Here is a 19,175-nt window from a genome sequence, read left to right on the forward strand (position 1 = left end):
AGAGTGTCAGTCCTCCAGTGCGGCGAGGCCGGGAAGCGTCTTGCCCTCGAGATATTCGAGGCTCGCGCCGCCGCCGGTCGAAATATGGCCGAATGCGTTCTCGTCGAAGCCGAGGATCCGCACCGCTGCGGCGGAGTCTCCGCCGCCGACCACGGTGAAGGCCGGGGAGTCGACGAGCGCCTGGGCGACGGCCCTGGTGCCCTCGGCGTAGTCGGGGTGCTCGAAGACGCCCATGGGGCCGTTCCAGAAGACGGTGGCCGCGTCGGCGAGCTTCGATGCGTACAGCTTGCGGGTGTCGGGACCGATGTCCAGACCCTGCTGGTCGGCCGGGATGGCGTCCACGGCGACGGTGGTGGGGTGGGCCGGGGCCTTGGTCTTCAGATCGGGGAAGTCCTGGGCGACCAGCACGTCGGTGGGGAGCACGAACTCCACGCCCTTGGCCGCGGCGCGCTCCAGGTACTCCTTGACGACCGGGACCTGGTCCTCCTGGAGCAGCGAGCTGCCGACCTCGTGGCCCTGGGCCTTGAGGAAGGTGTACGCCATGCCGCCGCCGATCAGGATGCGGTCGGCCTTCTCCAGGAGATGGTCGATGACACCGAGCTTGTCGGAGACCTTGGCTCCGCCGAGGACCACGGCGTACGGCCGCTTGACGTCCTCGGTGAGCTTCTTCAGGACACCGACCTCGGTGGCGATGAGGTCGCCGGCCGCGTGCGGCAGGCGGGCGGGGAGGTCGAACACCGAGGCGTGCTTGCGGTGGACCGCCCCGAAGCCGTCGCCGACGTAGACGTCGGCGAGGGCGGCGAGCTGATCGGCGAAGGCGGCGCGCTCGGCGTCGTCCTTGCTGGTCTCGCCGGGGTTGAAGCGGAGGTTCTCGATCACCGCGACGTCCCCGTCGGCGAGGCCCGCGACGACGGACTTCGCCGAGTCGCCGACGGTGTCGGTCGCGAACGTGACGCCGGTGCCGAGCAGTTCGCCGAGCCGCGTCGCCGCGGGCGCGAGCGAGAAGGCGGGGTCCGGGGCGCCCTTGGGCCGGCCCAGATGGGAGGCGACGACGACACGCGCGCCCGCCTCGGCGAGCCGGGCGACGGTGGGCCGAACGGCCCGGATCCGGCCGTCGTCGGTGATGGTCGTGCCGTCGAGCGGCACATTGAGGTCGGCACGGACGAATACGCGCTTGCCCGCGACCCCTTCGTTCAGAAGCTGGTCGATCGTCTTCATGGACGGGACTCCTCAGGAGGGCTGGACGTGCGACAGGGCCCGGACCGCGCCACCTTGCGCCGCCCGGGCCCTTCGCTCACATCGTGGTGCTGTCATCGCCGGTCGAGGCCGATCCGATCGATAGTGACCGGAAGCCGATCAGTGCTGAGCTGTTCAGGGCCGTCAGAGCCGGCCGCCGACGAAGACCGTGAGGTCCACGAGACGGTTGGAGTAGCCCCACTCGTTGTCGTACCAGCCGAGAATCTTCACCGAGGTGCCGTCCTGGACCATGGTCAGGGAGGAGTCGAAGGTGCAGGAGGCCGGGTCGCTGACGATGTCCGAGGAGACGATCGGGTCCTCGGTGTAGTACAGGACGCCCTTCAGGTCGCCGTCCTCGGACGCCTTCTTGAACGCGGCGTTGACCTCGTCCCTGGTGACCTCGCGGGCCAGTTCCACCACCAGGTCGGTGGCCGAGCCGGTCGGGACCGGGACGCGCATGGCGATGCCGTCCAGCTTGCCCTTGAGCTGCGGGAGGACCAGGGCGGTGGCCTTGGCGGCACCCGTCGTGGTCGGGATGATGTTCTCCGCGGCGGCGCGGGCGCGGCGCAGGTCCTTGTGCGGGAAGTCGAGAATGCGCTGGTCGTTGGTGTAGGCGTGGACGGTGGTCATCAGACCCCGGACGATCCCGAAGTTCTCGTCGAGGACCTTGGCCATCGGCGCCACACAGTTCGTGGTGCAGGACGCGTTCGAGATGACGTGGTGGTTCGCCGGGTCGTACTTGTCCTGGTTGACGCCCATCACGAGGGTGATGTCCTCGTCCTTGGCCGGAGCCGAGATCAGGACCTTCTTCGCACCGCCGGCGATGTGCTTCTCGGCGTCGGCCTTCTTGGTGAAGATGCCGGTCGACTCGATGACGATGTCGACGCCCAGCTCGCCCCACGGGATGTCGGCGGGGTTGCGCTCGGAGAGCACCTTGATGGTGTGGCCGTCGACGGTGATCGTGTCGGCGGTGTGGGACACCTCGGCCTTGAGGCGGCCGAGGATGGTGTCGTACTTCAGCAGGTGGGCCGTGGTCGCAGTGTCACCCAGGTCGTTGACAGCCACGATCTCGATGTCTGCACCCTGCTCCAGCAGCGCGCGGAAGTAGTTACGACCGATGCGGCCAAAGCCGTTGATGCCTACGCGGATCGTCACGAACCGATCTCCTCGTTAGGTACGCCGGGTTTCGACGCCCGGCGAGTTGTATGGGATGTCCCCGACCGCTTACGACCCTACCTCGCTGGACCGCCCGAGGTGACATCGGAGGGCTTGTACACGACGGCGGCGATCCATACCCCCCGGTAGGGGGTACGGACCGCCGCCACCTGCGCCGGAGGCTCCCCGGAGCCCCCGCTACGGCGGGTCAGCGCCGGAGTGCGCCCAGCGCCTTGCCGAGCAGTTGCCGGCGGTCGGAGGCCGCGGGCACGTGCTCCAGGCCGAAGCCGATGAGCACGGTGTCGCGGGTGGTGACCGCCGACGCCGACGGGTACAGATCCTGGCTGCGCTGCCAGTTTCCGCGCAGCGCGGGGCTGCCCGCGGGGGGACCCGCCGCCGACCAGGGCCCGAGGGAGGTCTCGAAGCCCTCCGCGCCCTGTTCGCCACCGCCGGTCACCAGCTTGGTGTCGTCGACGAAGACGCCGCGTCCGCCGTCACTGGGATCGGTGATGTACGAGACGGAGACCTCGATCTGCTTGCCCGCGTAGGCGCTCAGATCGAAGGAGGCGGCCCGCCAGCCGTCGGAGGCCCCGGTGAAGGAGTTCCAGGCGCCGGTGGTGCCGGTCGCGGCGCAGCCGTCGTCGCCGACGGTGAGGTAGTGCCGCAGGAACGGGTGCTGGTTGACGTAGAACCCGGCGTCGCACTCGGCCGGCACGGTCGTCCTGGTGCCGCCGTTGGCGTCGGGGAGCGTCGTCCAGTCGTCCTGGCCCACGGTGTGGACCTCGACGACCGCGTTGTCGTAGCCGGGCTCGGTGTTGAAGCTGAGCCGGAGGTTCAGCCTCGGGTTGTCGGCCGCCGCGGTCCCGGTCAGATCGAGGGTGCGCGCGAGCCGCATCCAGGAGGAGTTCCGGTGGGCCGCCACCGCGTACCACTGGCCCTCGTACGGCGAGAACGGCATCCGGACACCCGGGTAGTCGCCCGCCGCCGCACTGCGGAACTGCGGGAACTCGTCGGGTGGCAGCGTGTCCGAGGTGATCGTGTACGCGCCCGCCGCGTTCAGCGGGTTCCCGGGGGCGTCGGCGAGCGCGGCGGAGGCGCCGGTGAGGCGTCCCGTACCCGCGAAGGCCGAGGTCCCGCCGAGCGAGGCACGGCCGGACGCGCCCAGGTAGTACTGCGCGAAGTCGTCGCTCACCGCGCCGCCGAGGTTGGCGTTGCCCCCGGCTCTTTCACCCGTGGTGATGAGCTTTCCGCCCTCGTTGAGGTAGGCGCGTACGGCCCGGGTGGTGGCCCAGGAGGGCGCTTGCGCCCCCGTGTACCAGACGGCGGTGTCGAAGTGGCTGAGCACGCCCAGCGGGTGGGGGGTGCCCTGGGTCGCGACGTCCCAGACGGCGCCGCGCTTCTTGTTGTCCGCGAGTGCGCCGGTGTACGCCGCCGTGTGCGCGGCGGGCGCGGTGCCTCCCTCCTCGGCGATCACCAGGGTGTCGGCGCGCGGCCGTTCGGCGACCGTGTAGGTGAAGGGCTCGCTGGAGGTGCGCTTCCCGTCCCTCGTACGGCCGGTGAACCAGACCTCGACGCGGTCGCCGGGCTCGGCGTCCTCGACCTCGGCGCGGTACTCGTCGAAGCGGATGTTGTCCTCGCCGCCGAAGGTCTCGCCGCCCTTCCAGGGTTCGAGGTCCTCGTCGTGCACCCGCCCGCCGTTGATCCGGTAGTTCAGCTCCTTGTCACGCACGGACTTGCGGGCGACGACGGAGACCTCCTGGTCGCCGCCGCGCGCGTACGAGACGGTGAACGGGTCGGGGGTGAAGTCGGCCGCCTTCAGGCCGAGCGAGGAGACCGGCTGGTCGGGGGTGGCGGAGGTCTCGGCGACGGAGAGCGCGAACGGGATGTTCTTGGCGAACTCCTGCTGGATCAGCTTCTCGTCGTCGGGGAAGGTGAAGACGGAGGCGCAGTCCGCCGCGTTCCAGGCGTCGCCGGGGTCGATCCGGGAGGCGGTGGCGCAGGTCGACATCTCGGGGGTGTACATCATCATCCCGTTGATGTTGGCCGCGTGGCCGTCGGCCTCGCCGTTGGTGATGTAGAGCTCGGAGGAGACCTGGGGGCGGTAGCCGGGTATCGCGGGGTTCGCCGGTGTGCCCGCGAGTGCCTTGTAGGCGACGTCGTCGGGTGTCGAGGTGGCGACCTGCCAGCCGACTCCGTACAGGATGAGTTCGGCCGCCGAGTGGTAGTTGATGCCGTACTCGAAGCCGATCCGCTTCTGGAAGGCGTCGATGGCCTGGGTCTCGGGCTCGGAGGCGGGTCCGGTGCCGCGGTAGGTCTCGTCGAAGGTGTCGGGGGACGAACCCTCGTTGTCGTAACCCCACTTGTAGGCGAAGTTCCGGTTGAGGTCGACGCCGTCGCCGGCGCCCGTCTTTCCGTCGCCGTTGTTGTCGCGCAGGTTCTTGCGCCACTGACGCGCGGTCGTGCCGGTGAAGGTGTGGTCGTAGCCGTCGGGGTTGGCCGACAGGACGAACCACAGCTCGGTCGTATCGATGATCTTGGTGATACGGGGGTCCTTGCCGTAGTTCGTGAGGTAGTGGTGCATCAGCCGCCGGGTCATCTCCGGGGTGATCCACTCACGCGCGTGCTGGTTGGACATGTAGAGCGTCGCCGGCTTGGAGCCGTCGCGGCTCTTCTTGGCACCCTTGCTGATCTTGAGGGCGAGGATGTCCTGGCCCTTGACCGACTTGCCGATGCTGATGGCCTTGGTGAGGCCGGGATGGGCCTGCGCGGTGGCGAGGATCTCGCCCTTGAGGCCGCCTTCGCCGCTGTACGGGCGGTAGACGCCGTCCCCCGCGGCGGCGACGCGCTGGCGTGCCGCGGCCGAGAGGGTGTGCTCGGTGATGCCGACGCCCTGCTCGCGCAGATCGCCCGCCTGGTCCTCGGTGAGGTGCAGTTCGACGGTGGCGGTGCCCTTGTCCGGGACCCGCTCGGTGAGTTCATGGCCGTCGGCGCCCGCCGCGAGCAGCAGCGGGACCTGGGCCTTGGTGACTTTCGCGTGCCAGACGGAGAGTCCGTCGCCGCTGCCGTCACCGGACTGTGCCCGGGCGATCGGAGCCGCCGCCAGTGTGGCGGTCAGCAGTGAAACCGCGGCGAGGATCGATCTCGCTCTGCGTCTCATAAAGCCCCCCTTGCCGGTGTGTGTGCCAGGAAAGTGAACGGAAGTCAGACTGTGCACGCCCCATGACCATGTCAATACGGCGGTCATGGGTATATGAGCGCGCAGAAAGACCGCTGCCGGTGTCCGTGGGACACCGGCAGCGGTATGTGGCGTTTGTGGCAGGGGATGTCACCGGGGGCGCGGGCCGCCCCGGGAGTCGTGCGCGGGCGCGGCCGGGGAAGGGGCACCGGCGGTCCCCGGAGGATGCGGGCCGCGGCGGGAGCGGGCGCCGCCCGGGCGGCGGGCCGCCCCCGGGGAGGGGCGAGTACCCGGGGAGGGGTGCCCGGGGCCCGCCCTCCGGGGTGGGCTCAGCCGACCAGGCCGTCCGCCATCTCTTCGGTGAGGTTGGACTCCGTACCGGGGACACCGAGGTCCTGCGCCCGCTTGTCCGCCATCGCCAGGAGCCGGCGGATACGGCCCGCGACCGCGTCCTTCGTCAGCGGCGGGTCGGCGAGCGCGCCCAGCTCCTCCAGCGACGCCTGCTTGTGCTCCATGCGCAGCCTGCCCGCCGCGGCGAGGTGCTCGGGCACCTCCTCGCCGAGGATCTCCAGCGCCCGCTGGACCCGCGCGCCGGCGGCGACCGCGGCACGGGCCGAGCGGCGGAGGTTGGCGTCGTCGAAGTTGGCGAGGCGGTTGGCGGTGGCACGCACCTCGCGCCGCATCCGCCGCTCCTCCCAGGCCAGCACCGACTCGTGCGCGCCGAGCCGGGTCAGCAGCGCGCCGATCGCGTCACCGTCGCGCACGACGACCCGGTCCACCCCGCGCACCTCGCGCGCCTTCGCGGCGATGGAGAGCCTGCGGGCCGCGCCGACCAGGGCCAGGGCGGCCTCCGGACCGGGGCAGGTGACCTCCAGCGAGGAGGAGCGGCCGGGCTCGGTCAGCGAGCCGTGCGCGAGGAACGCGCCGCGCCAGGCGGCCTCCGCGTCACAGGTGGCTCCGGAGACGACCTGCGGCGGCAGGCCGCGGATCGGGCGGCCGCGGCCGTCGACCAGCCCGGTCTGCCGCGCCAGCTGATCACCGCCCGCCACCACCCGTACGACATACCGGGAGCCCCGGCGCAGTCCGCCGGGGGCCATCACCATCAGCTCGGAGCCATGGCCGAAGATCTCCAGAATGTCCCGCTTCAGCCGGCGGGCGGCGATGCCGGTGTCCAGCTCCGCCTCGATCACGATCCGCCCGCTCACCAGGTGCAGCCCGCCCGCGAACCGCAGGATCGCCGAGACCTCCGCCTTTCTGCAGCAGGTCCGGGTGACGGGAAGCCGGGAGATCTCGTCCTTCACCGCTGCCGTCATCGCCATGGGCCGATCCTTCCATGCATCCGAAAAATACGGTCGTACGCGGCGGCCAGCAGCTCCGGGTCATGCTTCGGAACTCCTCCTCCTGCAGCTTCGCCCCTGGTGGGAGTCCCCCCGGTGACGGCCACGGGAGCGAGCTCGACCGCGGCGCCGAGGCGCTTTGCGGCGTCGGCGAGGGAATCGCGGTCGGGCACGGCGGCCTCGTCGGCCAGCACCACGTCCAGGGCGAGTTTAGGCGCGTGTCGTCCCAAAACCTCCAAATGACGCTGCGGTGAGAAGCCCTCAGTTTCTCCGGGTTGCGGAGCGAGATTGAGCGAGAGGACCCGGCGGGCCTTCGTCGCCACCAGCGCGTCCAGCAGCTGGGGCACCAGAAGATGCGGGATCACCGACGAGAACCAGGACCCGGGGCCGAGAACCACCCAGTCGGCGTCAAGGACGGCGGCGACCGCCTCGGGCACGGCGGGCGGGTCGTGGGGTACGAGGTGCACGGACTGCACCTCCCCCGGGGTCAGGGCGACGGTCGCCTGCCCCCGTACCGTGTCGACCTCGTCCGGGCGGGCCGGGTCGTGGCCCCGTACCAGCGCCTGGAGCTCCAGGGGGACGGCGGACATCGGCAGCACCCGGCCGTGTGCGCCGAGCAGCCGGCCCACCAGGTCCAGGGCCTGCACCGGGTCGCCCAGCTGCTCCCACAGCGCGACGATCAGCACATTGCCGACGGCGTGGTCGTGCAGATCGCCCTGGGAGTGGAAGCGGTGCTGGATCACCCGCGCCCAGGTCTGGCCCCAGTCGTCGTCGCCGCACAGGGCCGCGAGGGCCTTGCGCAGATCGCCGGGCGGCAGGACGCCCAGCTCCTCCCGGAGGCGTCCGCTGGAGCCGCCGTCGTCGGCGACGGTGACCACGGCGGTGAGGTCGCCGGTGATACGGCGCAGGGCGGCGAGGGACGCGGACAGACCGCGGCCGCCGCCGAGGGCGACGACCTTGGGCTGTGCTCCGCGTTTACGCCCGGCGGGCGTGTGGGTGTACCTGCGCAGCCGCCGCAGCCGCAGGGAGCGTCCGGTCACTCGCGCCCCATGTCCCGGTGGACCACGACGGTCTCGATGCCCGCGGAGGAGAGCCGGGCGGCGAGCTTCTCGGATGTGGCGACGGAGCGGTGCTTGCCGCCCGTGCAGCCGACGGCGATGGTCACGTACCGCTTGCCCTCGCGGCGGTAGCCGGCCGCGATCAGCTGGAGCAGCTCCGTGTACCGGTCGAGGAACTCCTTGGCGCCGGGCTGGTTGTAGACGTAGTTCGACACCTCCTCGTTCAGTCCGGTGAAGGGGCGCAGTTCGGGGACCCAGTGCGGGTTCGGCAGGAAGCGCATGTCGACGACGAGGTCCGCGTCGACCGGCAGGCCGTACTTGAAGCCGAACGACATCACCGTGGCCCGAAGCTCCGGCTCCTCGTCGCCGGCGAACTGGGCGTCCATCTTGGCGCGCAGCTCGTGCACGTTCAGACTGGAGGTGTCGATCACCAGGTCGGCGTCCCCGCGCAGCTCACGCAGCAGATCGCGCTCGGCGGCGATGCCGTCGACGATCCGGCCGTCCCCCTGGAGGGGGTGGGGCCTGCGGACCGATTCGAACCTCCTGACCAGAGCCTCGTCCGAGGACTCCAGGAAAACGATCCGCCGGGTGACCTGCTTGGAGTCCAGGTCGGCGAGGGATTCGCGCAGATTGTCGAAGAACCGCCGGCCGCGTACGTCGACGACGACGGCGATCCGGGCGACATTGCCCTGCGAGCGCGCGCCCAGCTCCACCATGGTGGGGATCAGCGCGGGCGGCAGGTTGTCGACGACGAACCAGCCGAGGTCCTCCAGACACTTGGCGGCCGTGCTGCGCCCTGCGCCGGACATACCGGAGATGATCACCAGCTCGGGGATGGCCGCCTCCGCGGCACCGCCGGGCTCGTTCGTAGTGCCCGTACTCACGTCTGCTGCTCCGTCTCCGTCGTGCTCACTCATGTCGTACCGCCCCCGTCGTTCTCTTCCATGATCTCTCCTGTCGCCGTGTTCACGGCAGGGGCCGCCGGGGCCGCCGTGGCGAGGGCCGCGACCAGGGACTCCGCTGTCTTGCGGCCCATGCCGGGCACCTCGCAGATCTGCTCGATTGTGGCCTGTTTCAGTCGCTTGACCGAGCCGAAATGCTTGATCAGCGCCTGTTTCCGGGTTTCACCGAGGCCGGGGACGGCATCGAGGGGGCTGGTACGGATGCGTTTGGTGCGCTTGGAGCGCTGGTAGCGGATGGCGAAGTCGTGGGCGGTGTCGCGGACGCGCTGGAGCAGATACAGGCCCTCGCTGGAGCGCGGCAGCACGACCGGGTCCCGCTCGCCGGGCAGCCAGATCTCCTCCAGCCGCTTGGCCAGCCCGCAGACGGCCACATCGTCGATGCCCAGCTCGTCGAGGGCGCGCTGGGCTGCGGCCACCTGGGGCCCGCCGCCGTCGACGACGACGAGCTGCGGCGGGTAGGCGAAGCGCTTGGGGCGGCCGTCGTCCTCCGGCGGACCGCCGGCCTCGCCGGGCCGCACGGACGCCGGCCGGGGGTCTGCGGGGGTGTCCGCCGTGCTCCCCGTACCCGCCCCGTCCGCCGTGGCCGCGGTGGTCGGCGTGTCCTCCGGGCTGTCCGCCCCGATCCACTCGCCCGTCCTGTCCTTTTCGGCCAGGTAGCGGCGGAAGCGGCGGCTGACGACCTCGTGCATCGAACGGACGTCGTCCTGCCCCTCGAACGACTTGATCTGGAAGCGGCGGTACTCGCTCTTGCGCGGCAGGCCGTCCTCGAAGACCACCATGGAGGCCACGACGTCCTCGCCCTGGAGATGGGAGATGTCGAAGCACTCGATCCGCAGCGGAGCCGAGTCCAGGCCGAGGGCCTCGGCGATCTCCTCCAGCGCGCGGGAGCGGGTGGTCAGATCGCCGGCGCGCCTGGTCTTGTGCAGGGCGAGCGCCTGCTGGGCGTTGCGCCCGACGGTCTCCATCAGGTCCTTCTTGTCCCCGCGCCGGGGGACGCGCAGCGACACCTGCGAGCCCCGGCGCTCGCTCAGCCACTGCCCGACGGCGTCCGGGTGCTCGGGGAGGGCGGGGACGAGGACCTCCTTGGGGACGGCGTCGCCGCGCTCCTCCCCGTACAGCTGCTGGAGCGCGTGCTCGACGAGGCCGGAGGTGCCGACGGCCTCGACCTTGTCGGTGACCCAGCCGCGCTGGCCGCGCACCCGCCCGCCGCGGACGTGGAAGATCTGGACGGCGGCCTCCAGCTCGTCCTCGGCGACGGCGATCAGATCGGCGTCGGTGGCGTCGGCGAGCACGATCGCGTTCTTCTCCAGGGCACGCCTGAGCGCCCCTATGTCGTCACGGAGGCGGGCCGCCCGCTCGTACTCCATCTCCTCGGCCACCGCCGTCATCTGCTTCTCCAGCCGGCGGATGTACGTGCCGGTGCGGCCGGCCATGAAGTCGCAGAACTCCTCCGCCAGTTCCCGGTGCTCCTCGGGAGTGACCCGCCCGACGCAGGGGGCCGAACACTTGCCGATGTAGCCGAGGAGACAGGGGCGGCCCTTCTGCTGGTGGTTCCTGAGAACGCCCGCCGAGCAGGTGCGCACCGGAAAGACGCGGAGCATCAGGTCGACGGTCTCGCGGATCGCCCAGGCGTGGCCGTACGGACCGAAGTAGCGCACGCCCTTGCGCTTGGCGCCGCGCATCACCTGGACCCGGGGGAACTCCTCGTTCATGGTGACCGCGAGATACGGGTAGCTCTTGTCGTCCCGGTACTTCACGTTGAACCGGGGGTCGTACTCCTTGATCCAGGAGTACTCCAGCTGGAGCGCCTCGACCTCGGTGGCGACGACCGTCCACTCCACGGAGGACGCGGTGGTGACCATCGTGGCCGTGCGCGGGTGGAGATGCGCCACGTCCTGGAAGTAGCTGGAGAGCCGCGAGCGCAGGTTCTTCGCCTTCCCGACGTAGATCACCCGGCGGTGCTCGTCGCGGAATCTGTAGACCCCCGGGGAGTCGGGGATCTCTCCCGGCCTGGGGCGGTAACTGGAGGGGTCTGCCATGCCGTCCACCCTACTGGCGGGGGCTGACGGAGCGGCGGGACTCCGGGCCGCGCCCGGCCGCGGTGGGCAACCCGGCCGGGGCACGCGCGCACCCCGGCCGGGGGTGTCCGGGGGTGCCCGCCGCCGGGGAGTGGGACGGGCACCCGGGTGGATCAGCCGCGGCGCCGGAGCCTGGAGGCCGTCACCCCGCACAGAGCGATCGCGAGGACCGCGCCCGCCCCGGCGGCGACGGAGGCCACCGTGACCGCGCCGTCGTCCCGCGTCCCGGCGGCGGTGGAGACGGCCGGGGCACCGGCGCGGGCGGGCCCTGCCGTCCCGGCGGAGTGCTCGCGTCCGCGAGCGCCCTCGGAGTGGCCGTACCCGCCCGCCGCGCCCTTCTTCGCGTACGCCGAACCGGGCAGTTTGTCCGCGTACGCGGAGCGGACCCGGTCCCGGTAGGCGGCGAGGGTGGTGCCGCCGGCGCCGACCGCCCGTACCGCGTCGTCGTCGAGCGGGAGCACGCGGGTGTCCTTGCTGACGTACCAGGCGTCGATCTGCGGCTCGCGGAAGACCGTGCCGCCGGGCAGGGCGGCCGCGCCCAGCCGGGCGTACCGGAACTCGTCGTCGCCGGTCGCGATATTGACCACCTGCCAGCCCTTGCCCAGGCGGGCCGCCCAGACGGACGCCTCCCGGCCGTCCGGCGCGACCGCCTTGGTGGCGAGGAACTCGGTGCGCGCCACCGGAGCGCCCGCCTTCCCGGCCACGAAGTCCGCGGAGAGCGTCAGCACGGGCACGGTCGCTCCCTCGGCCCGGGGAGCGGCCGCCGACCGGGCGCCGGCGCCGTCCCGGGCGAAGAAGCGCGAGAGCGTGTCCAGGGTGGCGGGCGCGGTGGCCGCGCCCCGGGCCGCGGCGAGGTCGGCGGCGGACACCGCGGGAACCGCGGGTGCTCCGGTGCCGGCGGCGGCCGGGCCGGCGAGCGCGCCCGCGGTCCCGAGGGCGAGGCAGGCCGTGAACACGGCGGTGGCGGTTCTCGACGGGAACGTGTTCCGCTTCATCGCGTTCATGCTCCGATCCTGTAGAGCGAGTGGGTCCAGGAGAAGGAGCCGTTGTTCACGTACCAGGCGTGGGAGGCCCAGTTGTAGCGCTGGCTGGAGGGCCAGGGATCGCCCCAGTGGACCCAGTTGCCGTCCGTGTCGTAGCCGTAGACGACATGCATGTGGCCACCGCCGCTCGACCACTGGATCCGGGTCTCGACGGGCCGGTTGGCGTTGATCTCGGTCTGCACGGCCGGGTAGCGCAGCCAGTTGGCGATGTACGAGCCGGGGCTGACGCCCGTCCAGCGCAGACCGGTCTGCACAGTGGCCAGCGTGGCCTGCGAGTTGGGGCACTCGCTGCCCTGCTGCCGGTTGAAGGCGGCATTGCAGAACTGGTTCTGCGTGTAGGTGCGGCCGTAGTACGAGGAGATGGTGTTGCCGGCGGCGGCCCAGCACCAGTTGGTCTTGAGCTGTGCCTGCATGGTGATGCCGAGCCGCTTCGACGCGAGGGCGGCGGAGGTGCCGGCGGACCGGTCGGCCGACGGCGCGGTGGAGCGCTCGGCCGCGTGGCCGGCGGACCGGTCGGCGGTGGACCGCGCGGGGGCGCGGTCGTCGCCGGCCGGCGCCGCCGAGGCCGTGGACAGGGGCAGTGTGACGAGTGCGGCGAGCACGGTCGCCGTGGTGGCGAGCCGTCTCCTGGGGTGGCGCATCGCGTTCCTCCCGTAGGGGTGGTGGGGGTGGAGGAGCGCGTCCGGACGCTGCTGATTGAGCATCAGTCCTTGTCGCGGGCAGGTCAACACGCTTCAATGCGGGGGACCCGGAGCTGTGAACGCCGCGGCCGGGTTGTGAACGGCTGCGCCCGTGCCACCTGGACGGCCGTTCCCGCCCGGCCGCGCGAGCGGACCGGGCCGTGAACGTTCACCGCACGCCGCGCGTGGTGCTGTGCGGCCCCGGTGCGTCCGGGCGCGCACGCAGGAGCAGTACCGGGTCGACGTGCCCCCGCCGATCACAGCCGCTGGAGGTTCCCATGGGTCACACCGAGGCCGATCTGGCGCAGGTGCTGCACACCGGCCCCTTCCATCTGGCGCTGCGTGCCGCCCTCGCGGTGCGCGGACTGCCGCTCCAGCGGGTGCAGCACCATCTGGCGCATCGGGGGATCAAGGTCGGTGTCACCAGCCTCAGCTACTGGCAGCAGGGCGCGCGCCGCCCGCAGCGACCGGAGTCCCTGCGGGCCGTACGCGCCCTGGAGGAGGTGCTCGACCTGCCCGGGAACTCCCTCATCCGGCTCCTCGGCGTCGGCGAGGGCAGCGGCAGCGCCGACGTCGGGCGCCCCGCCTCCCGCTCGTACCGCTCCCTGGTGGAGGTCTCGGACACGGTGGAACAGCTGCTGGCGGAGCTGGAGTCCCCCGCCGACGGCGGTCTGCACACGGTGGGCCACACCGAGCGGGTCCGGATCGGGCCGGACCGCGAGCTGGTCGGGCGGGACTCGCAGCATGTCATACGGGCCCACCGCGACGGTGTGGACCGCTATCTCGCGATCCACCATGGGGACCCGGGCTGCGATCCGGAGCGGGTGCGGGTGAGCGCCCTGGAGAACTGCCGTACCGGGCGGGTGCGCCGGCACCGGGAGAGCGGGATGGTCATCGCCGAGCTGCTCTTCGACGCCCGGCTGCGCGCGGGTGACACGCATCTCTTCGGCTACGGCTTCGAGGACGCGACCGGCGGTGTGAGCACCGAGTACGTGCGCGGCTTCACCTACGCGGGCGGGCAGTACGTCCTGCAGATCCGTTTCGACGAGGGCGCGCTGCCGGTGCGGTGCCGCCGGTTCGCCCAGGCCACGACGGGTGCCCCGCGCGGCGCCCGGACCGATCTGACGCTGAGCGGCAGGCACCGGACGGTCCACCTCGTCGAGCAGGGGGTACGGCCGGGGATCCTGGGGATCGACTGGAACTGGGACTGAGCGGGAGGTCGGCACGGGGACGTGGGATGGGGGGCGGGGGCCGGGCTGGTGGTGGACGGGGGGCGGGGGACCGGCGGGCGGTGGCGGAGGCGCGCGCGGAGGTGGTACGCGGGGCGTGCGGGTGGGTGCGCGGGGCGCGCTGAGCGGGCGCGCGCCCGGGCGTGGGGGCGTGCCGAGGGGCGTGCGGCCGAGGGTGCGCGCCGGGCGGGGGGCGTTACGCGCCGGGCCCCGCGACCAGCTTGCCGTCGCGCACCGTGATCGGGACCTCCGGGAGCGGCACGGTCGCCGGGCCCTTCAGCGCCTCGCCGGAGGTGACGTCGAAGCGGCTGCCGTGGCAGGGGCAGTTGCCCTCGTTGCCCTCGACCTTGTCCAGCACGCAGCCCGCGTGGGTGCACTGGGCGCTGAACGCCTTGTACTGGCCCTTCGCCGGGCAGCTCACCACAAGGCGCTGCTCGCTGTAGAGCCGGGCCCCGCCGACCGGTACGGCGTCGGCCGCGCCCAGGTCCACGGGCGCGGTCGGGGTGGGGACCTGGGCGTGCCCGAGCTTCGACTCCGTGGAGCAGGCGGCGGCCCCCAGCCCCGCGGCCCCGGCGAGGGCCGCGCCTTTCAGCACGGTGCGGCGGGCGGCTGAGGGGTGGCCGGACATGAGAACTCCACTGGTCAGAGCGTGGGGGCGGTCGTGGTGACAGACCCGACCATACCGGCGTGGACCCCGTGGCCTCGGAGCGGGCTCCCCTCCCGCGGGACGGAGCGATGGGCTACGTTCACGCCATGATCGTCGTCGCCGGAGAGTCCTTGATCGACCTGGTCCCGCAGGGGCGCGGCGAGCCCCTGCCCGCGCTGCTGCCGCGTCTGGGCGGCGGCCCGTACAACACCGCCGTCGCCCTGGGACGCCTGGGCGCGAGGACGGCCTTCTGCTCGCGGATGTCGACGGACGGCTTCGGGGACGCGCTGCTGGCCGGGCTGGATGAGGCCGGGGTGAACACCTCTCTCGTCCGTCGCGGGCCCGAGCCGACGACGCTGGCGGTCGCGTCCCTCGGCGGGGACGGCTCGGCGGGATACCGCTTCTATGCGCAGGGCACGGCGGACCGGCTGTTCGAACTGCCGCCCCGGCTGCCCGGCGAGGCGCGCGCGGTGGCGTTCGGCACCTGCTCGCTCGTACTCGAACCGGGCGCGAGCGCCTACGAGGAATTGCTGCGGCGGGAGGCCGGGCGGGGGCTGTTCACCCTGCTGGATCCCAATGTCCGGCCGGGGCTGATCCCGGACCCGGACGCCTACCAGAAGCGGTTCCGTAGCTGGCTTCCGTATGTCTCCCTGCTCAAGCTCTCGGAGGACGACGCCCGCTGGCTGGGCGGTGTGCCCGAGGGCCCGCCCGCGGTCGTGCTGACCCGTGGCGCGGAGGGTCTGACGGTACGCCCCCGGGCGGGCGGGGAGATCTCCGTCCCGGCCGCCGAGGTGACGGTCGCGGACACGATCGGCGCGGGGGACACCGTGAACGCGGCCCTGCTCCAGGGCCTGGCCTCCCTCGGCGCCCTGTCGTCCGCCGCCCTCGCGGATCTGCCCCCGGACGCCTGGCGCGAGGTCCTGCGGTTCGCCGCCCGCGCGGCGGCCGTGACCTGCTCCCGTACGGGGGCGGAGCCTCCGTACGCCTGGGAGCTGCACGCGTAGCGACCGGCCCCTTCTCCCTGGCCCGCCGTCTGGCCCCGCTGCTCCTCGGCTGCCCGGAGCTGCCCCGCCGGGGGACTTCCTGCCCGGGGCCGGCCCGGAGGCATCCCACCCGGGCCTGGCCCGGGTGGCCTGAGCCGGGGCCCCCGGGTGGGCACGAGCCCGGACGCCCGGCTGGCGGGGAGCGGGTCCGAGCAGCATGAGAGCAGCAGGGTGGTCACGGATTCCCCGACCCCCGCCGGCGGCCGTCCGGCTCGCCCCCGTGCAAAGGGGAGCCCGGCCGAGGCCGGGTCCTGCCCTGACCGCGGGGCCCGGCGAGACGACTTCGCGGGCCTATGACTTACGGGCGCGGGCCGCCGCCTTCCTGGCCGGAGCCTTCTTCGCCACCGTCTTCTGCGCGGCCGTCTGCTTGACGGGTGTCTGGTTGACGGGTGTCTGGTTCACGGGCGCCTTCTTCGCAGTGATCCTCTTGGCCGCGGACCGGGCCCGTGGCACCACGGCGTCACTGACCCGCTCCGGGTCGAGAATGTCGCGCAGGAACTTTCCGGTGTGGCTGGCCGGGACGCCCGCGACCTCCTCCGGTGTGCCCTCGGCGATGACCAGCCCGCCGCCGCTGCCGCCCTCGGGGCCCATGTCCAGGACCCAGTCGGCCGTCTTGATCACATCGAGGTTGTGCTCGATGACGATGACCGTGTTGCCCTTGTCGACCAGTCCGGAGAGCACCGAGATCAGCTTGCTGATGTCCTCGAAGTGCAGCCCGGTCGTCGGCTCGTCCAGGACGTACACCGTGCTGCCGGTGGAGCGCTTCTGGAGCTCGGAGGCCAGCTTGACCCGCTGGGCCTCACCGCCGGAGAGCGTCGGCGCGGACTGCCCGAGGCGCACATAGCCGAGACCCACCTCGTGGAGCGTCTTCAGATGACGGGCGATGGTCGGCACGGCCTCGAAGAAGCCGAGCGCCTCCTCGATGGGCATGTCCAGCACCTCGGCGATGGACTTGCCCTTGTAGTGGACCTCCAGGGTCTCCCGGTTGTAGCGCGCTCCGTGGCAGACCTCGCACGGGACGTACACATCCGGGAGGAAGTTCATCTCGATCTTGATGGTGCCGTCGCCCGAGCAGTTCTCACAGCGGCCGCCCTTGACGTTGAAGGAGAACCGGCCGGGGAGATAGCCCCGGACCTTGGCCTCCATCGTCTCCGCGAAGAGCTTGCGGACATGGTCGAAGACGCCGGTGTACGTCGCGGGGTTGGAGCGCGGTGTGCGCCCGATGGGCGACTGGTCGACATGGACGACCTTGTCGACGAGGTCGTCGCCGTCGACGCGGGTGTGGCGTCCGGGCACCGACTTCGCGCCGTTCAGCTCGCGGGCGAGGTGGGTGTAGAGGATGTCGTTGACCAGGGTGGACTTGCCGGAGCCGGAGACCCCGGTGACGGCCGTGAGCACGCCGAGCGGGAAGGAGACGTCGATGTCCTGCAGATTGTTCTCCCGGGCGCCGTGGACGGTGAGCCGCCGTCCCGGGTCGGCGGGCCGGCGGATGCCGGGCGTCGGGATCGACTTCTTCCGGGCCAGATACTGCCCCGTCATCGACTCCTTGTTGGTCAGCAGCTCCTTCAGGGGCCCGGAGTGGACGACCTTGCCGCCGTGCTCCCCCGCGCCGGGGCCGATGTCGACGACCCAGTCGGCCACCTTGATGGTGTCCTCGTCGTGCTCCACGACGATCAGGGTGTTGCCCATGTCGCGCAGACGGACCAGAGTCTCGATGAGCCGGTGGTTGTCGCGCTGGTGGAGTCCGATGGAGGGTTCGTCCAGGACGTACAGCACGCCGACGAGTCCGGAGCCGATCTGGGTGGCGAGCCGGATGCGCTGGGCCTCGCCGCCGGAGAGCGTGCCGGCCGCGCGGTTCAGCGAGAGATAGTCGAGGCCGACGTCGACCAGGAACCTCAGCCGTTCGTTGACCTCCTTGAGGACCCGCTCGGCGATCTTCCTGTCGCGCGCGTTCAGCCTGAGACGGCCGAGGAAGTCGGCGCACTCGCTGATCGACATGGCGGAGACATCGGCGATGGACTTCTCCATCACCGTGACCGCGAGGACGATCGGCTTGAGCCGGGTGCCCTCACAGGTCGGGCAGGGGACCTCGCGCATATAGCCCTCGAAGCGCTCCCTGCTGGTGTCGCTCTCCGCCTCCTGGTGCCGCCGCTTGACGAACTGGACGGCGCCCTCGAACGCGGGGGTGGTGTACGCCCGCTCCCGTCCGTACCTGTTCCGGTAGCGGACCTCGACCTGGGTCTTGTGGCCGTACAGCAGGGCCTTCCGGGCGCGCTGGGGCAGCCCGCCCCACGGCATGTCCGTGGCGAACCCGAGCGCCTGGGAGAGCCCGCCGATCAGCCGCCCGAAGTACTCCTTGGTGTGGCCGTGGGACCAGGGGTGGATCGCGCCCTCGTCCAGGGACTTCTCCTCGTCCGGGACGATCAGCTCGGGGTCGACCTCCATCCGGGTGCCGATACCGGTGCAGTCGGGACAGGCGCCGAAGGGGGAGTTGAAGGAGAAGGAGCGGGGCTCCAGCTCCTCGAAGGACAGGTCGTCGTACGGGCAGTACAGATGCTCGGAGTACATCCGCTCGCGCTCGGGGTCGTCCTCGGGGAGGTCGACGAAGTCGAGCACGACCATGCCGCCGGAGAGGCCGAGCGCGGTCTCGACCGAGTCGGTCAGCCGGCGCTTGGCGCTGTCCTTGACGGTGAGGCGGTCCACGACCACCTCGATGGTGTGCTTCTCCTGCTTCTTCAGCGCCGGCGGCTCGGCGAGCTGGATCGTCCGCCCGTCGACCCGGGCGCGGCTGTACCCCTTGGTCTGGAGGTCGGCGAAGAGATCGACGAACTCTCCCTTGCGCTCACGCACCAGCGGGGAGAGCACCTGGAAACGGCTGCCCTCGGGCAGCTCCAGCACCTTGTCCACGATGGCCTGCGGCGACTGCCGGGAGATGGGGCGGCCGCACTCGGGGCAGTGGGGCTTGCCGATCCGGGCGAACAGCAGCCGGAGGTAGTCGTACACCTCCGTGATGGTGCCGACGGTCGAGCGGGGGTTGCGCGATGTCGACTTCTGGTCGATGGAGACGGCCGGGGAGAGGCCCTCGATGAAGTCGACGTCGGGCTTGTCCATCTGCCCCAGGAACTGGCGGGCGTACGACGACAGGGATTCCACATAGCGGCGCTGGCCCTCGGCGAAGATCGTGTCGAAGGCGAGCGAGGACTTGCCCGACCCGGAGAGCCCCGTGAACACGATGAGGGAGTCACGGGGGAGGTCGAGCGAGACGTTCTTGAGATTGTGCTCGCGAGCGCCACGGACGATGAGACGGTCGGCCACGCCGGGTCCGCACCTTTCTTGAGGGGGCTTGAGAGAAGCGGGGGCACCGGCCCCCGGTACCGGACCTTTCCAGCCTATGGGGGCCGCCAAGCCGTATGAGTGCCTGAGCGGTGAATGCCTGACAACCAAGGATGCCTCGCCCCAGGCTATAGCACGCGCATTCGATTTCAGACGGCTCTCCGTCGACTTCACCCGATCGTGTGGCGGGACTATCGTCG

Annotated in this window: 13 protein-coding genes; 2 read left to right on the forward strand and 11 right to left on the reverse strand. The window is 71.5% G+C overall.

What is annotated here, in order from left to right:
- Window positions 1-6: 6 nt before the first annotated feature.
- The 9 genes from ACFYT4_RS15525 to ACFYT4_RS15565 form a co-directional block, all read right to left on the reverse strand.
- Entirely contained in the window at window positions 7-1,218 is a 1,212-nt protein-coding gene (locus ACFYT4_RS15525; RefSeq protein WP_389268541.1) for a phosphoglycerate kinase, read from the reverse strand.
- A gap of 162 nt (window positions 1,219-1,380) precedes the next feature.
- Window positions 1,381-2,391 carry a type I glyceraldehyde-3-phosphate dehydrogenase gene (gene gap, locus ACFYT4_RS15530; protein ID WP_389268543.1) on the reverse strand — a complete coding sequence of 337 codons (1,011 nt, stop codon included), beginning with the start codon at window positions 2,389-2,391 and terminating at the stop codon, window positions 1,381-1,383.
- 208 nt (window positions 2,392-2,599) lie between these two features.
- Window positions 2,600-5,548, reverse strand: a complete 2,949-nt coding sequence (locus ACFYT4_RS15535) for a M14 family zinc carboxypeptidase (protein ID WP_389268545.1) — start codon at window positions 5,546-5,548, stop codon at window positions 2,600-2,602.
- Between the two features lie 347 nt (window positions 5,549-5,895).
- A complete protein-coding gene (gene whiA / locus ACFYT4_RS15540) occupies window positions 5,896-6,885 on the reverse strand; it encodes a DNA-binding protein WhiA (RefSeq protein ID WP_389268547.1) in 990 nt (329 codons plus the stop codon).
- Window positions 6,876-7,943, reverse strand: coding sequence for a uridine diphosphate-N-acetylglucosamine-binding protein YvcK (gene yvcK, locus ACFYT4_RS15545; RefSeq protein WP_389268549.1), 1,068 nt, complete (start codon window positions 7,941-7,943; stop codon window positions 6,876-6,878). Before yvcK ends, whiA begins: the two co-directional genes overlap by 10 nt.
- Window positions 7,940-8,878, reverse strand: coding sequence for an RNase adapter RapZ (rapZ, locus tag ACFYT4_RS15550; RefSeq protein ID WP_389268551.1), 939 nt, complete (start codon window positions 8,876-8,878; stop codon window positions 7,940-7,942). The genes yvcK and rapZ overlap by 4 nt, the downstream gene beginning before the upstream one ends.
- Entirely contained in the window at window positions 8,875-10,962 is a 2,088-nt protein-coding gene (gene uvrC / locus ACFYT4_RS15555; RefSeq protein ID WP_389268553.1) for an excinuclease ABC subunit UvrC, read from the reverse strand. The genes rapZ and uvrC overlap by 4 nt, the downstream gene beginning before the upstream one ends.
- A gap of 152 nt (window positions 10,963-11,114) precedes the next feature.
- Window positions 11,115-11,996, reverse strand: coding sequence for a hypothetical protein (locus ACFYT4_RS15560; RefSeq protein ID WP_389268675.1), 882 nt, complete (start codon window positions 11,994-11,996; stop codon window positions 11,115-11,117).
- A gap of 5 nt (window positions 11,997-12,001) precedes the next feature.
- Window positions 12,002-12,685, reverse strand: coding sequence for a papain-like cysteine protease family protein (locus ACFYT4_RS15565; RefSeq protein WP_389268677.1), 684 nt, complete (start codon window positions 12,683-12,685; stop codon window positions 12,002-12,004).
- A gap of 317 nt (window positions 12,686-13,002) precedes the next feature.
- On the opposite strand from ACFYT4_RS15565, the gene ACFYT4_RS15570 reads away from it, so the two are divergent.
- Complete coding sequence (locus ACFYT4_RS15570; protein ID WP_389268555.1) at window positions 13,003-13,935, forward strand: hypothetical protein; 933 nt, start codon at window positions 13,003-13,005, stop codon at window positions 13,933-13,935.
- 214 nt (window positions 13,936-14,149) lie between these two features.
- Here ACFYT4_RS15570 and ACFYT4_RS15575 read toward each other — a convergent pair whose 3' ends face one another.
- Window positions 14,150-14,581, reverse strand: a complete 432-nt coding sequence (locus ACFYT4_RS15575) for a Rieske (2Fe-2S) protein (RefSeq protein ID WP_389268557.1) — start codon at window positions 14,579-14,581, stop codon at window positions 14,150-14,152.
- Between the two features lie 125 nt (window positions 14,582-14,706).
- Here ACFYT4_RS15575 and ACFYT4_RS15580 point away from each other — a divergent pair, with 125 nt between their 5' ends.
- Complete coding sequence (locus ACFYT4_RS15580) at window positions 14,707-15,603, forward strand: carbohydrate kinase (protein ID WP_389268679.1); 897 nt, start codon at window positions 14,707-14,709, stop codon at window positions 15,601-15,603.
- A 330-nt stretch (window positions 15,604-15,933) separates the two neighbouring features.
- On the opposite strand, the gene uvrA is transcribed toward ACFYT4_RS15580, so the two are convergent.
- On the reverse strand, window positions 15,934-18,957 hold the full coding sequence (gene uvrA / locus ACFYT4_RS15585; RefSeq protein WP_389268559.1) for an excinuclease ABC subunit UvrA: 3,024 nt from the start codon (window positions 18,955-18,957) through the stop codon (window positions 15,934-15,936).
- Window positions 18,958-19,175: the final 218 nt, after the last annotated feature.

Origin of the sequence: Streptomyces sp. NPDC004609 (assembly GCF_042873655.1) — a bacterium.
Taxonomy (GTDB): domain Bacteria; phylum Actinomycetota; class Actinomycetes; order Streptomycetales; family Streptomycetaceae; genus Streptomyces.

Bases quoted from the DNA above. Each gene is read 5' to 3' on its own strand.
- ACFYT4_RS15565 (WP_389268677.1), bottom strand. From the start codon at position 12,685: ATGCGCCACCCCAGGAGACGGCTCGCCACCACGGCGACCGTGCTCGCC.
- whiA (WP_389268547.1), bottom strand. From the start codon at position 6,885: ATGGCGATGACGGCAGCGGTGAAGGACGAGATCTCCCGGCTTCCCGTC.
- ACFYT4_RS15570 (WP_389268555.1), top strand. From the start codon at position 13,003: ATGGGTCACACCGAGGCCGATCTGGCGCAGGTGCTGCACACCGGCCCC.
- ACFYT4_RS15535 (WP_389268545.1), bottom strand. From the start codon at position 5,548: ATGAGACGCAGAGCGAGATCGATCCTCGCCGCGGTTTCACTGCTGACC.
- ACFYT4_RS15575 (WP_389268557.1), bottom strand. From the start codon at position 14,581: ATGTCCGGCCACCCCTCAGCCGCCCGCCGCACCGTGCTGAAAGGCGCG.
- ACFYT4_RS15525 (WP_389268541.1), bottom strand. From the start codon at position 1,218: ATGAAGACGATCGACCAGCTTCTGAACGAAGGGGTCGCGGGCAAGCGC.
- ACFYT4_RS15580 (WP_389268679.1), top strand. From the start codon at position 14,707: ATGATCGTCGTCGCCGGAGAGTCCTTGATCGACCTGGTCCCGCAGGGG.
- uvrC (WP_389268553.1), bottom strand. From the start codon at position 10,962: ATGGCAGACCCCTCCAGTTACCGCCCCAGGCCGGGAGAGATCCCCGAC.
- rapZ (WP_389268551.1), bottom strand. From the start codon at position 8,878: ATGAGTGAGCACGACGGAGACGGAGCAGCAGACGTGAGTACGGGCACT.
- ACFYT4_RS15560 (WP_389268675.1), bottom strand. From the start codon at position 11,996: ATGAAGCGGAACACGTTCCCGTCGAGAACCGCCACCGCCGTGTTCACG.